19 protein-coding genes and 1 pseudogene are annotated in these 12739 nt (G+C 55.7%); 6 read left to right on the top strand and 14 right to left on the bottom strand.

What is annotated here, in order from left to right; translation table 11 throughout:
- Together C472_RS01430 and C472_RS01435 are read left to right on the top strand one after the other, a co-directional pair.
- Window positions 1–423, top strand: a pseudogene (locus tag C472_RS01430) (sulfatase); the annotation flags it as partial.
- Complete coding sequence (locus tag C472_RS01435) at window positions 423–845, top strand: GtrA family protein (RefSeq protein WP_006628000.1); 423 nt, start codon at window positions 423–425, stop codon at window positions 843–845. The pseudogene C472_RS01430 and the gene C472_RS01435, both read left to right, overlap by 1 nt.
- Before the next feature lie 40 nt (window positions 846–885).
- On the opposite strand, the gene C472_RS01440 is transcribed toward C472_RS01435, so the two are convergent.
- The 10 genes from C472_RS01440 to C472_RS17225 all read right to left on the bottom strand — a co-directional run bounded on the left by C472_RS01440 (window position 886) and on the right by C472_RS17225 (window position 5247).
- Window positions 886–1584 carry a TVP38/TMEM64 family protein gene (locus C472_RS01440; protein ID WP_006628001.1) on the bottom strand — a complete coding sequence of 233 codons (699 nt, stop codon included), beginning with the start codon at window positions 1582–1584 and terminating at the stop codon, window positions 886–888.
- A 46-nt stretch (window positions 1585–1630) separates the two neighbouring features.
- A complete protein-coding gene (locus C472_RS01445) occupies window positions 1631–2425 on the bottom strand; it encodes a DUF429 domain-containing protein (RefSeq protein ID WP_006628002.1) in 795 nt (264 codons plus the stop codon).
- A gap of 181 nt (window positions 2426–2606) precedes the next feature.
- Window positions 2607–3695: a tyrosine-type recombinase/integrase gene (locus tag C472_RS01450; protein WP_049906168.1), complete on the bottom strand. Its 1089-nt coding sequence runs from the start codon at window positions 3693–3695 to the stop codon at window positions 2607–2609.
- Window positions 3692–3820, bottom strand: a complete 129-nt coding sequence (locus C472_RS17955) for a hypothetical protein (RefSeq protein WP_275039731.1) — start codon at window positions 3818–3820, stop codon at window positions 3692–3694. The genes C472_RS01450 and C472_RS17955 overlap by 4 nt, the downstream gene beginning before the upstream one ends.
- The gene (locus C472_RS17220) at window positions 3817–3978 is read right to left on the bottom strand and encodes a hypothetical protein (protein WP_161612594.1); all 162 of its coding nucleotides are present in this window, start codon (window positions 3976–3978) and stop codon (window positions 3817–3819) included. Before C472_RS17220 ends, C472_RS17955 begins: the two co-directional genes overlap by 4 nt.
- Entirely contained in the window at window positions 3975–4235 is a 261-nt protein-coding gene (locus C472_RS01455; protein WP_006628004.1) for a hypothetical protein, read from the bottom strand. Before C472_RS01455 ends, C472_RS17220 begins: the two co-directional genes overlap by 4 nt.
- Window positions 4232–4531 (bottom strand): helix-turn-helix transcriptional regulator, encoded by a 300-nt coding sequence (locus C472_RS01460; RefSeq protein WP_006628005.1) that lies wholly within the window; start codon window positions 4529–4531, stop codon window positions 4232–4234. The genes C472_RS01455 and C472_RS01460 overlap by 4 nt, the downstream gene beginning before the upstream one ends.
- Window positions 4528–4773: a hypothetical protein gene (locus C472_RS01465; protein ID WP_006628006.1), complete on the bottom strand. Its 246-nt coding sequence runs from the start codon at window positions 4771–4773 to the stop codon at window positions 4528–4530. Before C472_RS01465 ends, C472_RS01460 begins: the two co-directional genes overlap by 4 nt.
- Complete coding sequence (locus C472_RS01470) at window positions 4766–5101, bottom strand: hypothetical protein (protein WP_006628007.1); 336 nt, start codon at window positions 5099–5101, stop codon at window positions 4766–4768. The genes C472_RS01465 and C472_RS01470 overlap by 8 nt, the downstream gene beginning before the upstream one ends.
- Entirely contained in the window at window positions 5098–5247 is a 150-nt protein-coding gene (locus C472_RS17225; RefSeq protein ID WP_161612596.1) for a hypothetical protein, read from the bottom strand. Before C472_RS17225 ends, C472_RS01470 begins: the two co-directional genes overlap by 4 nt.
- Window positions 5248–5629: 382 nt before the next feature.
- Here C472_RS17225 and C472_RS01475 point away from each other — a divergent pair, with 382 nt between their 5' ends.
- Both C472_RS01475 and C472_RS16105 read left to right on the top strand, forming a co-directional pair.
- The gene (locus C472_RS01475) at window positions 5630–5959 is read left to right on the top strand and encodes a MarR family transcriptional regulator (RefSeq protein WP_049906170.1); all 330 of its coding nucleotides are present in this window, start codon (window positions 5630–5632) and stop codon (window positions 5957–5959) included.
- Window positions 5960–6295: a hypothetical protein gene (locus tag C472_RS16105; protein WP_006628009.1), complete on the top strand. Its 336-nt coding sequence runs from the start codon at window positions 5960–5962 to the stop codon at window positions 6293–6295.
- Between the two features lie 696 nt (window positions 6296–6991).
- Here the strand turns inward: C472_RS16105 and C472_RS16775 are convergent.
- The 4 genes from C472_RS16775 to C472_RS16790 all read right to left on the bottom strand — a co-directional run bounded on the left by C472_RS16775 (window position 6992) and on the right by C472_RS16790 (window position 10193).
- The gene (locus tag C472_RS16775) at window positions 6992–7579 is read right to left on the bottom strand and encodes a hypothetical protein (protein WP_152420572.1); all 588 of its coding nucleotides are present in this window, start codon (window positions 7577–7579) and stop codon (window positions 6992–6994) included.
- 3 nt (window positions 7580–7582) lie between these two features.
- Window positions 7583–8242: a hypothetical protein gene (locus C472_RS16780; protein WP_152420573.1), complete on the bottom strand. Its 660-nt coding sequence runs from the start codon at window positions 8240–8242 to the stop codon at window positions 7583–7585.
- An 88-nt stretch (window positions 8243–8330) separates the two neighbouring features.
- On the bottom strand, window positions 8331–9443 hold the full coding sequence (locus tag C472_RS16785) for a hypothetical protein (protein WP_152420574.1): 1113 nt from the start codon (window positions 9441–9443) through the stop codon (window positions 8331–8333).
- Window positions 9444–9500: 57 nt separating this feature from the next.
- Window positions 9501–10193 (bottom strand): hypothetical protein, encoded by a 693-nt coding sequence (locus C472_RS16790; protein ID WP_152420575.1) that lies wholly within the window; start codon window positions 10191–10193, stop codon window positions 9501–9503.
- Between the two features lie 126 nt (window positions 10194–10319).
- On the opposite strand from C472_RS16790, the gene C472_RS01485 reads away from it, so the two are divergent.
- Both C472_RS01485 and C472_RS01490 read left to right on the top strand, forming a co-directional pair.
- Window positions 10320–11435, top strand: coding sequence for a hypothetical protein (locus C472_RS01485; RefSeq protein WP_006628011.1), 1116 nt, complete (start codon window positions 10320–10322; stop codon window positions 11433–11435).
- A gap of 1 nt (window position 11436) precedes the next feature.
- Complete coding sequence (locus C472_RS01490) at window positions 11437–12519, top strand: hypothetical protein (protein ID WP_006628012.1); 1083 nt, start codon at window positions 11437–11439, stop codon at window positions 12517–12519.
- Window positions 12520–12739 lie beyond the last annotated feature (220 nt).

The following is a 12739-nucleotide window of genomic DNA, read 5'->3' on the forward strand; positions in this document are numbered from 1 at the left end:
CCGACCGACGACCCCGACGATCCGACCGACGACCCCGACGATCCGACCGACGACCCGGTCGTCTCGGTGACGGTCCGCGGCGAGGACGTGACCCAGCAGCCGATCCCCCGGTCGCTGTCGGACGGCGACCTGCTCGTCAGCGCTCGCGACGACGACTGGACGTACATCGAGAACGTCGACACCGACGCCGCCGAGCTGTACCACCGCCCCTCGGACCCGACCCAACAGGAGAACCTCGCGGTCGACCCCGGCGAGCGGGAACGGGCGGTCATCGACCGCCTGAAGCCGGTCGTGGACGACCACGCGGCGCTGCTCCGCGAGCGCGGCGCGGCGGCGGAGGCGGCTGCCGCCGAGCGCGACGAGGACGACGAGGAGGTCGACGAGGACCTCGAAGCCCGGCTCGAAGCGCTCGGGTACAAGTGATGCTCCGCGCGACGTTACGCAGCTTCGCGAGCGGTCCGCTCGCGGTCCAGATGCGCCGGTTCGTCGCCGTCGGCGCGTTCACCGCGGGGATCCAGATGGGACTGTTGTGGCTGTTCGAGGACGTCGCCGGGCTGAACTACCTCATCGCGGCGACGATCGCCATCGAGATCACGATCCTCCTCTCGTACGTGTTCAACAACGCGTGGACGTTCCGCGCGCGCCAGAACACGGGCGTCTCCGAGTACTTCCGCGGCATGCTCAAGACGAATCTGGTTCGGGGAACCGCGTGGCCGATCCAGATCGGCGTCCTCTACGCGCTTGTCGAGTGGGGGGGTCTGACGGCGCTCGTCGCGAACGTGCCCGCGATCCTCATCAGCGGGCTGTACCGGTTCGTCCTCGACTACCGGTGGACGTGGGGGTAAGACACCGGCGGAGTAGGAGCCGGCAGCCGCTCGGATTCGCTCAGAACGGCAGCCGCGGTTCGATGCGCGCGACGAGGTCGCGGACCGCCTCCTGCTTGTAGTAGCCGACCGCCGACGCGACCACGATGAGCGCGAGGATCGCGATCGCCGAGCGGAACCGTCCGTTCGCGATCTCGCCGCCGGCGTGGACGGCCAACACGTACGCCGGGAGGCGACCGACGGCGATGACCCCGATGAAGGTGGGCAGCGACCACTTCGTGAGCCCGCTGATGAAACAGATCGCGTCGTCCGGGAGCCCGGGGACGACGAACGCGAACAGTCCGGGGATGCCCACGGTGTCGACGAAGCCGTCGAACCGGGAGACGACGTCCTCGTGGAGGACGCTCTCGACGAAGGATCGGCCGAACCGCTTCGAGAGCGAAAAGGCGATCGCGCTGCCGATGAGGACGCCGGTGAGGCTGTACACGATCCCCCAAAACGAGCCGAAGAGGTAGCCCGCGACCACGGCGACCACTTGCCCCGGGATCGGGGCGACGATGACCTGAAGCGCCTGAAGGCCGACGAAGACGAGGGGGGCGAAGATCCCGAACCCGTCGAGCCACGCGCGGAGGGCCTGCTGGTCGGTGAAAAAGCTGGCGTACCGGCTCACGAGGACGTAGAGCCCGACCGCGAGGACCGCGACGCCGACCGCGGCCGCGATCCCCCGCCGGCGGTCGGCCCGCGAGGAGAAGAGTTTCATTCGTGTGGTAGCCGGCGACAGAGCGACTTGAAGGTTACCGAAGCGGTCACGCGAGCGGCTCCGCGCTCCAGTAGGCCATCCGCATCGGGATGCCCTCGCTGTCTCTGTGGGTCGCGTCCCCGGGCAGGAACCGGAGGTCGTCGACCGCGCGGCGCGCGACCACCGCCAGCCCGAGCGCGTCGACCGCGTCGTCGACGGTGGGGTCGGCGGTCGCCGACTCACCAGCGTCGCCGTCGGCGGTCCCGGGCTCGGCGTCGACCAGTTCCCTACAGATCCGGCCGAGCGCGGCACCGGGAGCGTCGAGGTGCCCGTCGAGCGCGGCGAGCCGCTCGCCGACGCCCGGGGCCGTGGTCTTCGAGCGGTCGAGCCGAGCCCCGTTGAGCCCGCGGAAGCACACCTCCGGGTGCGCCTCCATGACGCGGTCGCGGGCCGTCTCGTCTGCCCGGAGGAACGCGTCGACCGCGCCGATCGCCGGTGCGATGTGGTACGACTGCCGGCTGAGTCCCTTGTCGAGGTCGGATTTGTTCCGCTCGCTCACCGTCCCGTAGTCCGCGCCCTCGCGCGCCAGTTCGCAGGCTCCCCGGGACGGCACGGGGAACACGCTGCTCGGGCGCTCGGCGGCCGATCGCGCGGCCGAATCGACCGCCTCGCGCTTTGCGAGGGTCTCGGCGTCGTCGGGGAGGCCGATCGGCACGTCGACGAGGATCCGGTCGACGCCGTCGTTCCAGAGGGTTTCAAGATCTGCTTCGAGCCGGCACTGAGGGTCGTCGTCGCCCTCGATCACGACCGCGATCCACGCGCCGCCCGCCCAGTCGACGCCCGCAACGGTCTCGGTTGGCATCGATCGATTCAGGGTCGCCAGTCGGAAGTGATTGCTGGGCGGAGTGGTGGGTTACTTCCAACCGTGAATACCGGCCGACACCGGTCGCTCACCGAGTGAAAGTGCGGGAGAAGTGGGCCGGCACGATGTACATCTATCCGTGTTCGTAACCGGCTCAGACTGTGCTACCCCGTCGTTCGTCTCAGTCGAGTTCATGTTCTGAATCTCCGTTTTCCGTCAGCTGCGCGACGTAGTCTTGCCGCTGTTCCATCCGGTCTCGGTACCGCCGCCACCGGTCCTCCGTCGAGGCCCAATCGTAGTGGTTCTCGATCGTCTTCACCGTCGCGTCGACCCGCTCCGCGACGACCTCCGGCGGGATCCCCTGGTTCAGTTGCCAGGTGATCGACCCCGTTCGTATCGGATGCGGAGATCTCGACGACGGACACTTGCTCAGCTTCGCGTACTTCGTCCAATCGCAGGTGTCCGGGTCCTTGTCGTGCGGACAGCCGCCGGCGACGCACGGTTGTGTTGCGCCGTAGCTCCACACCCGCACGGTGTTCTCCGTCGGCCGGCCCTCCGCGCTCGCGAGCAGCGGCTTCCGGCCGTGATCGTCACGGACATCGTACCGGCTCTCGCGAACGTATTCGCTCACGACGCGAGCGACCTCGTCGGGAACGCCGACCGGCCGCTCTCCGCGTCGGTTGTTCTTGAGCGGCGTCTCCGTGTCCGGCCGATGCCGGAACTCCAACCAGCTCTGTTCGTCGTCGTCGAAGCGAGCGTTCAGGTCCCGCACGTCGAGCGCCCGGAGCCCGCTCTGTCGAGCGCCGGTGAACCACGCGAGCTCGAGGAACGCGTGCGCTCTGCTGGCGCGGTCGCTCTCCGAAGCGCGATAGTGTTCGATCAACCGCATCGCCGCCGGCGTCGAGAGCTTCGTCTCGTCGGCCCGGTCCTCCGGATTGATGTCCGGGATCCGGACCGAATCGCTCAGGCCGTCCTCGACGGCGTCGATCTGTTCGAGGTACTCCGCGAACATCCGCATCGTCCACATTTCCCCTTCGAGCGTCGCCGGCGCGACCTTCGCGCTGCGGATCTCGTAGTACTCGTCGATGTCGTACCCGCGGAGCTGCCCGACGTGGTCGAGGCCGATCCCGTCGCACCACTCGACGAACAGCTTCAGGCGGTACTTCCACGACTTCACCGTCGCTTCCGTCGCATCCGCTCTCCGACGCCGGAGGTACCGATTCGCGGCGTCGCGAACGGACATCTCCTCGGGCGTTCGGCGGCTGCTCATGGTCCCCGATTCAGGCTCACCAGCGACCGGCCGCAGTAGTACCCGCAGTCGGGGCAGGTACAGCCGTTCACGAACCGGTTGACCGTGCGACCGCACTGGTCGCACTCCCACAGCTTGGCCGTCACACGACCACCTCGCCGGTCCGGAAGTCGTCGGGAGAGATCCCAGCCTGTCGCCGCGCCATGTCGACGACCGCGTCGTCGGTCGCCAGCAGGCTCGCGTCGACATCCTCGACGAGCCTCCCGCGGGCCGTCCGCAGCGACACGGTGACGCGCCGAGTCACGTCGGCACCCCGAGCTGCTCGCGTTCGAGCTCGCGGAGCGCTCCCGTCACCCACGACGCGTCGCCGGGCAGCTCCCGAGCGATCGCGTAGCGGTCGTGAGACGAGTACACCTCGCCGCCCGCCATGACGACGTAGAGCGTCGTCTCGGAGTGGTAGCCGGCGCTCGCGAGCGACGGGTACTCCTCGGGATCGACGCGCTCGACGCCCGCCGTGTAGGCGGTCGTCTCCGCGTCGTCGCGAATGCGGTCGAAGTTCACGCGTCACCTCCGGCCACCCACTCGTCGCGGCGGTCGAGCGCGTCGCGCGCCGCGTCGGTGAGGCTGTACTCGTTGGTGCGTCGGTCGCGGGCGCGCTTTGCGACGAGGCCGCGGTCGACGAGCTTGTCGAGGTTCTGGTAGAGCCGGCTGTGGTTGATCTCCTCGCCGTAGTAGTCGGCGAGGTCCGTCTTCAGTGCGAGGCCCTTCCGGTCGTCGGCCTTCGCGAGGGACCGCAGGAGATCGCGCTGGAATCCGGTGAGGTCGGCGACGACGTTCTCCTCGGTCGTCGCGTTCATTCGGCACCCCCATCTTCGTCTTCGATCGGTCGGAAGTTCTGCTGGACCATCCCGGGAACCGGGAGGTGGCCGTTGCGCTCGTAGCCCGCCTCTGCGAGGACTTCGTCGATCTCGTCGACATCCTGCTCGTCGGCGTCGACGTTGAAGACGAAGTGTCCGCGGCCGTCGTCGAGTTGAACGAGACTGTCGGGGTCCGCGTCGGGGAGCTTTTCGACCGCTTCAACGAGATCGTCGTCAGTCATCGCTGCCCTCCGAGACCATCTCCTTCGCGTGCTGCGAGACGTGTTTAGCGGGCACGATCACGAGTGGTAACAGGCGATGGTCCGCTTCGCTCAGTCCGCTGATGTCGTTGGGACGCGCGAAGGCGTCCTCACCGAAGGCCGCCGTCGTGTCGAGCGAGAGGTACTCACGGTCGCCGGCCGCGGCCTCGATCTCGACGCCGCCCTTCGAGAAGCCGCGGAGGACGACCGGATCACGGTCGGCCTCCTCGAAGGCTTCCTCGATGATGTCGATCTGTCTGCGGAGGTCGTCGAACGACCACGCGAGCGTTCCGGCCTCGCGATCGCTCACGGGAGATCGCCTCCGTTGGCCTCGATGACCTCCTCCAGCGTGGCGAGCGCGCCGTCGACCGGACCGTGGTCGTGGGCCTGCCGCGCTTTCGCGCGCTTCAGCTGGCGCGCGGCGTCCTCGATCATTTCGAGGTCGGCGGCGTTCATTCGCCACCTCCGGTCGCGCAGTCGCGACAGACCGGTGCGCCGAAGCCGGCGTCGAAGCCGTCGGCGCTTGCGCTACAGAACGCGCAGTCGCCGTCGTTTTTACCGAGCGGTGCGTCTACCGTCGCGCGGGGCGTCAGCCCCGCAGTTGCCATCATTGGCATGGTTCTGTGGTTTCAGCACAGAACCCGACCCGGCCGGGTGCTGTCACACCGCGGCCGGGATTCCTACAGTTTCATCGCGAGCCGAGGGTTCGTCACTCGGGCTCCGTGTTCACCCAATACTGTGCTTGGTACATTAATGTACCGAACGAGTGAGAATATGCTTGTAGATTAGTAACGCTCTTGTCGAGCGTAATATGGACTAAGGCATAGCAATGTTTCATATGAGATATGCGGGTTCTTGGATGACTGCTGCCGATGATCGCGTTTTAGAGTATCTATCCGAACACGAGACAGGTTCTCCAGCAAAAATGAAACGGGAAGGCCCTATTCGGTATTCTCGTCAGCAAATCAATCGTCGGTGTAAGAAATTGGCCGAGAACGGACTCGTTCGACATCTAGGAAACGGCGTCTACATCATTACCGACGACGGCGAGGCCTACCTCGAAGGTCGACTCGACACCGAAAACTGGCGCTATATCGACGAGGACGCCGACGCGGTTGAGGCGAGCGAGTCGGCTGACGGAGAGACGTCGAACGGAGGCGCAAGCTAAATGCGGGACTCCGTCCCGTGGATGGGCGGTGTCGACGAGCGCATCCTCGAACGCTTAGCCGATGATGGCGACGCAACCGCGTGGGAGATTGCGTTCGACGTGCTTGGACGTGTGAGCCAGAGCCAAGTCAGTGATCGGTGTGCGGTGTTGGCCGACGCCGAGCTCGTCGAGCGTCATGAGCGCAAAGTCAGTGATGATCGTGTGGAGACCTACTGGTCGATCTCGACGTGGGGAGAACAGTTTCTGAGTGCGGATGTTGACCCGAGTTTGGACGTGCCGATTCCAAAACCACGGCCGCCTCATGCTACTAGGCCTGGGAAGTGGGCTGGATTTTGACAATCACAGCGGTGTACTAGAGAAATAATACATTCAGAGGGTATTTCAATTCATAAACCCTTTTATTTCTTCCATATTGGCATACTTATTTAAAAACCGTGACCAGATAGCTGTTAATACGATACCTGACCAAACCAGTAGTAATGTGTTTATGGCTAGATCGCCCTGACAAATTCGTACAAGTAGAAGCGGCCCCGCGAAAATAAATGATAATAAACTAATCCACAAATTACCATTTATAAATATCGTTGTGAACCGTCCTGCGCCCTCCTTGATACTAGTCGCAGACTTTTCAGACACAGAAATTGTATATACACAAGTCCCTGTGAAAAGAGAGGTTACGGCTAAGCCTAGCAACCAGACAGGCTCTAGTGTTAAAACCGGAGTGGTATACTTGACCAGGGGTATATCAACAACTACACAGCATACTAGGAGCGAATTGTACTTCGTATAGAGGTATCCGTACATGATAACCGGTAAAAGCGAACTACCCTTCCGCTGAGAATCAAGAAACGTCAGCGAACCAGTACTCATACCTCATAAAAAGTGTGAGACATATTAAGAGCAATCATCTAAGATTTTAAATTGACTATTGAAACTGCCCTCAAATATTGTCTATTGGTATCGAAATGGTTTTATTTTATATGAAAGATAATTATCTCGGTGATAACTATTTGAAATGATTAGATCAGTCGTTCAGCTTCTAACATCAACCGTTTTTAGAACTTTTCCACTTTCTTTGAGAACAAATTGTATAACCGATCCTTGTACCCCACGTGGGTTAGAAACATTCACATGAAATCCACTTTTAGAGACATAGTCTCGGAGTTTAAATGATGAATTTTTATATTTAAACTCTGGCCCCTTTTCGTCAAATGTACAGACTACGTCTGGATGTGTCTTGAGTTCTACCCATCCACGATCACAACCTGATGGCCAGCTAATCGAAACTCGAAATCTTCCCTCTGACTGGTACATCGGGATATAACCACCATGATGGGCTGCGTCTTGAACTTCTCCAGTATCTACATGTTTAGGTACTACTTTGATATTCGGAGAGCTGCTCTGCTTACTTCTTGGACTTTTACTGCCTGGATCTTCTTCCGAAGTGTCTTCTCGATCAAATTTACTAGCCGATCCTTCATCACCAGATCTATCTTCTTTCCCGAATATGAATTCATCAATTCTTCCAAGAAAAAGTGTAGTATACGGCGTATAGCTCTTGCTAAAGTGCGAATGATCCTTAAAAACAAACAGGCCTGAATGAAGTCGTCCACATGACATAGATTATTTGAGACTCTCTATGACATCTCCTGCTACTGCATATTTCTCAAACAGTTGTATCACATATTCACGACCCTCTGGCGTACTCTTAGTAAAGTTTAATCGCCCGTTTTCATATCCTACCTCAATACGAGTGTCCTCGTAATAGAATACTAGATCTGCTCTATCAAGCGTATATTCATACGCAATTTCGCGCTGAGTTAGGTTCCGAATCTCATCCCAGTTGACTTTTTGTTCTTCGAAATCACGGGCAATAATTTTCGGTTGACTCCTGCTAGCGAACACAAACGACCATGTCCCAAGCCGATGTGTCTGTGGACGATTAAATCTCCCAACATCTACGGATAGTTCTTTGTTTATCTCTCTAAATACTGTTCTAGAAGTCATTCCAGAGATATCAGAGTCAATTATAAGCAGGCCAGAACCATCCCTGTATTCGAAATCGTATATTTCAGGATCAATAGTAAATCGGTTCCCAGGAACGGGCTCCTCGTATGTTACAACCCCCTCGTATTTTTTTTGATCGTAGGGATATTCTGAGATAACCGACTCTACGGTTATTCCTTCAAGATCATCAACTTCGATCGAAACTATCTCCCCAGAAGCCTCTAGAAGTGAGTCTGCTTTTATATCGTCGTCCGCCAGCTGTCTGAGGGAGCTCATTATTTGATTAGTGGCTCTTACCTACCAACTCGGTGGAAGAGGTAAACACTTTGTCCTAATAACATACTAATATATTTTTCTCTCCGACCTAGTCAGAGTCTTCATTATCGTCATTATCTGGATCCAAGAGATCGAGTCCCTCATCTATGTTATAGTCGTCTGTTAGACTATCTCCTCGCCGATTTGCGTATTGGCGGAGAACACTGAGGATAGTTGATCTATCTTCAATAGGAATATCGTTCTCATGCGATTTTATTAGGAGGGCTTCAAGGAAAGTAGGTGGGACGATGTGTTCCTGAGTACTATCATCGTCTCTAATCTCTTGCCACTCCTCGTAGAGTTCCATGATCTCATAGGCAGATTCCGTGGCATACCCCATCTTCTCAATCTTCGATGCGTTGTTCATGCCAGCCTTAGAAGATTTGATCTGGATCTTGTCCCTTTCTATCTGTATCCTGATAGATTTCTCCTTAGTTTCACCTTCGTCGCTGATTTTAAGCACAAAGTTGCCTTCCATCATCGTCAATGACTTTCCGAGAAGAAGCCCGATAAGGAGTGTAGGGGCCTCTTTAGCATTACTAGACTCTTTTACTGTATTTTCTTTACCTAAAACGTCTTCTGCGCCTTCCACCTTTGCGTCAGTTAGCTTCCCTAATTTGAGTTTGTCCGTCAAATCTTCATCGTAGTATATCTTCTTGAACATCCAAAGTAGGAAGTCGTTTGGCAACCCAATACTATGAACCTGAGCAGACTGCCCAATCCAGGTGTTAAATTCATCTTTAGCGTGATCGGCTGCGCCATCTGGGCCCCGGACTAGTAGTTTATCAGGGGATTTCCAGAAAATGTGAACCGCTTGCTCATTTGGAATTTTAACGTCTTGTCTAGGTTTATCGGGAGAGATCTCAGCTTCTTCTGTTTCGTAGTCTTCTTTTCGATGACGAAGCGAGACAAGCGAGTTAATAAACTCTTGAGTAGAGTTAGGTAAGTCCGACGTATATGAGCGAATATCAGATAACTCGAAGCCTTCTCCCTCATCCCGTGAATCTCCCTCTTCAAATTCTGGGAGATACTCTTCGAGTAGATGATTTTCTACGCTCCGTGGGGTTCCCTCAAACTCTTGGTCTGTTACATCGTGTACTTCACAAATCTCGTTGTAGAGCAGATACCCATCATAATCGAACCCTTCATCCTCAGTACTCATGATGTACAGATATACCTATTAGAGAACACATATATCTAATGGTATCTCTATCGAATTTTACTCTTCCTTTGCGAATTCTAATATCTCATCAACGATGTACGTAGCATACTCATCAAATTTGAAATTGCTTGGGTTATATACTTCAACATATCCGCTTTCTGCCATTGTCATTTTCATATCTACACCCTGTATTTCATACTCTAGACCTAACTGATTGAGATACGATCGGTCCAACACATCTCCCACTTCTCCATCTGAGAATACATCCTCGCCATAGACAACTCCCTTTTCAGCTTCGCCAATGTTTCCGTAGAACCCAACCTGCCACGGATTGACTCCTTCGGCTCTGTAGTATTTTTCAGCATAAGCGTTAAGATCGATCTCAATCCGTTCCACGAAGGTACCAGGGTGTTGTTCTTGGACGAGCTGGAAAGCAAAGGTTCCAGAACCACTACTAACTGCGATAAATTCACCCGGAACTGCTACAAATTCTGTATACTTTCCACCAACATGGCCACCTTCGGAAACCTCAATTTTCCCGGTTTCCGGATCAATTTCGACAGTCTCTGTGTCTTCTACCTCATGAATTGCGGCTTCTCCTTTATATCCGACGTGCCCGGTGTCCAGGGGTTTTGATTCCTCTATCTGAAATGACCGAGAAAACCGATTTCCGTCTTTTTCTGTGTTTTCATGGAATGACTCAAACTCATCGAAGGTACCGTCGATGGCACCGATCACACCTGCCTTCATATTTGAAATATTTATCCAGCTATCATATGGGTTTTTTCGTCTGAACTAGCGGCTGAAGATGGCTATCATGACGAACGTTTTTATGATAATGTGTCAACCTGATACATAAGGAGACACCCGAGCCAAATGAAAGTACAATCAGGTGACTACGACATTGAGTCGTTCTGTCAGAAGTTGATCGATACTGATCCGGCTCACACCTTCGAAGGGTTCCATTACAACCACGCAAAGGTCTACTTCTATCTCACTGAAGACGACTGGCTTGACAATTTCGAGAACAACTACGAGATTGAGGACTACGGAGAGGTGTATAAGCTCACCCGTGAGTACGTCGGCCGCTTCGGTGAAACGGACCAAGCGGTCTACTACGCCCACTACTTTGATGATTCTCTTCTCATGCTCTTCACCGCAACGACGGAAGAAGCGAAAGAAAATACCCTTGATCTCACCGTTCAGACCAGTCCGACGATCTGCGAGATGCCGATTGTCCCACAAGACTTTCAGCGACTACATAAGATGGTGCTGGAAGAGAACCCTTCAATCCGCATTACTGGCTTCAAAGCACACCGAATTCCCGACCTTGCTGAGGCCGAGATCCGCCCCGATTACAACCGCGAGATCAAGTACAAAGGGGAAGACGGGAAGCAAACACTCCAAGAATTCAAACAGTATTACGGCGTCGTCCCGACTCGTGTGGAGTACCGTGAGGGCGACATCGAGATCAAGATCGATAAGAGCGGAAAGTTTACAATCAAGCGGTCCACCGCCGACAACTTCACGCTCCTGTTCGATTTGATCCGGGAGATACAGGACCACGTCCTTGATATTCAAGAGGTGAGTCAGCGGATCAAGTTTCGAACCGAGCGGCGGAACTCGGGAGAACTTCAGCTGGAGTTCCCTTCCGTAACCGCCGGACAAATTGACTTCCATAAGTCGTTCAACCTCCTGATGGCCGAGGAGTTCATTGAATCGGCCGGAGAAGAAGGCTATAGGCAGTTCACCTTCACAGATGTCTCGAAGGAGGCAGGGTCCCTCGACTTCTCTGCTACCGTCACAGACGAGGTCCGCGAAGCGACGTTCAACATCAGCGCAACCCAGGACTCGATGAAGATCGTCCCGAAGCACGACTGTGAGTTTCCTACCATAGTCCACTTCTTCCACCTCGTCACCGAGACGATCGACGAACGCGCGACGATCAACGTGTTCGATACCGAATCTGCGTACGCTACCTCTGCCCCTTGAGATGGATGTCGAACCTCCCGACGACGTGCCGGACTACTGGCACCAGGATTTCATCTACGAGTATAAGCAAATCCGGAGAGAGAAACTCGACCAATTCGCAGAAGATGAGTATCGAGATCGGATTGAGCGTGGCATCAAAAAAGAGCAAGAACACAGGAAGCTCCTGAATCTCTGTATCTTCCCGTTTGCCAGTTCATCTCCCCCTTCTGGGTTCAGACTCGTTCAAGCCGATCCCTTAGAGGAGAAGGGGCTCCCAAATTTTGACTTCCTCTTGTGGGACTTTGATGGACAAGCAATCTTTGGAGAGGCGAAAGCGAATACCGCACAGGGCCCAGTTAGCCTTCTTAACGAGGTACAAGAGCAGCGTGAGGTTGTTGAAGAGAACTTAGATTATATCGTTGAGAACTACCTCGGTGAAGAGCCTCGTAACATTGAGTGCGTTCTTGCGACGTTTGCGGGCGACGCGAACCAGATCGCCCGGAAGGCCATGAGCGATGAACGCGAAGTCGTAACTTGGGCTGTCCATCAGATGCGAAAGAGCATCTCGGTTCATACAGTCCTTCCTCAGGATAACGAGATCCCTGATGGGGAGGACATCGACGATGTCCACCTCCGTGTTAAACACTCCAAGCACGAACTGAATCGAACGCTCGAAGAGGCAGAGTCGGCAGAGGGAAGTTTCGACCTCTTTCCTGAGTCTGATCCAGTAACAAAACTGCGGACCATCATCACCGCCAGACACTCCGCGGAAGGCCACTGTTTCGTCAATATTGACGACATTATCGACATAGTCGAAGCGGATCTGTTCTATCTCTCCGAAGAGAAACGCGGAGAGATAGTCGACGAAATCATCGACGATGCTCTTGATATTGGATTCATCCGCGAGTATAATGATTCAGATGCGGACTACAAAATCGTCTCTCGATACACCAATAGCTCGGGTCTCGAAAAGACACTTGAAAAGAAGTGGATCGACTCTCAGGTCAATGCCGAAATCAAAAAAAGGGAGAAAGAAGCTGAACGACTCGCGGCACAGAATGTGAACAAACAAACCGAGCTTTGGGATTTCTCTGACGATAGCTGATTCTGGCAGTATCTTCACTTACACCCCGGTTTGTAGACGCTTATTGGTATCTGATTTCTAGGTGATTCTGTATGAGTTTCATAGCCCTCCTCGAACAGGAAAAGGCCGTCAGTCCATTCGACATTGACCAGACGCTCTTGTGGCGGAGATTGTTGGTGAGTCATAGCGCAGTTTCGAGGATGGTTTTGAGTGCTTCTTTCCCCGGTTTTCGGAACACTTC

It is taken from the genome of Halorubrum tebenquichense DSM 14210 (assembly GCF_000337415.1).
GTDB lineage: Archaea > Halobacteriota > Halobacteria > Halobacteriales > Haloferacaceae > Halorubrum > Halorubrum tebenquichense.

Bases quoted from the DNA above. Each gene is read 5' to 3' on its own strand.
- C472_RS01435 (WP_006628000.1), top strand. From the start codon at position 423: ATGCTCCGCGCGACGTTACGCAGCTTCGCGAGCGGTCCGCTCGCGGTC.
- C472_RS01440 (WP_006628001.1), bottom strand. From the start codon at position 1,584: ATGAAACTCTTCTCCTCGCGGGCCGACCGCCGGCGGGGGATCGCGGCC.
- C472_RS01445 (WP_006628002.1), bottom strand. From the start codon at position 2,425: ATGCCAACCGAGACCGTTGCGGGCGTCGACTGGGCGGGCGGCGCGTGG.
- C472_RS01450 (WP_049906168.1), bottom strand. From the start codon at position 3,695: ATGAGCAGCCGCCGAACGCCCGAGGAGATGTCCGTTCGCGACGCCGCG.
- C472_RS01460 (WP_006628005.1), bottom strand. From the start codon at position 4,531: ATGAACGCGACGACCGAGGAGAACGTCGTCGCCGACCTCACCGGATTC.
- C472_RS01465 (WP_006628006.1), bottom strand. From the start codon at position 4,773: ATGACTGACGACGATCTCGTTGAAGCGGTCGAAAAGCTCCCCGACGCG.
- C472_RS17225 (WP_161612596.1), bottom strand. From the start codon at position 5,247: ATGAACGCCGCCGACCTCGAAATGATCGAGGACGCCGCGCGCCAGCTG.
- C472_RS01475 (WP_049906170.1), top strand. From the start codon at position 5,630: ATGAGATATGCGGGTTCTTGGATGACTGCTGCCGATGATCGCGTTTTA.
- C472_RS16105 (WP_006628009.1), top strand. From the start codon at position 5,960: ATGCGGGACTCCGTCCCGTGGATGGGCGGTGTCGACGAGCGCATCCTC.
- C472_RS16775 (WP_152420572.1), bottom strand. From the start codon at position 7,579: ATGTCATGTGGACGACTTCATTCAGGCCTGTTTGTTTTTAAGGATCAT.
- C472_RS16780 (WP_152420573.1), bottom strand. From the start codon at position 8,242: ATGAGCTCCCTCAGACAGCTGGCGGACGACGATATAAAAGCAGACTCA.
- C472_RS16785 (WP_152420574.1), bottom strand. From the start codon at position 9,443: ATGAGTACTGAGGATGAAGGGTTCGATTATGATGGGTATCTGCTCTAC.
- C472_RS16790 (WP_152420575.1), bottom strand. From the start codon at position 10,193: ATGAAGGCAGGTGTGATCGGTGCCATCGACGGTACCTTCGATGAGTTT.
- C472_RS01485 (WP_006628011.1), top strand. From the start codon at position 10,320: ATGAAAGTACAATCAGGTGACTACGACATTGAGTCGTTCTGTCAGAAG.
- C472_RS01490 (WP_006628012.1), top strand. From the start codon at position 11,437: ATGGATGTCGAACCTCCCGACGACGTGCCGGACTACTGGCACCAGGAT.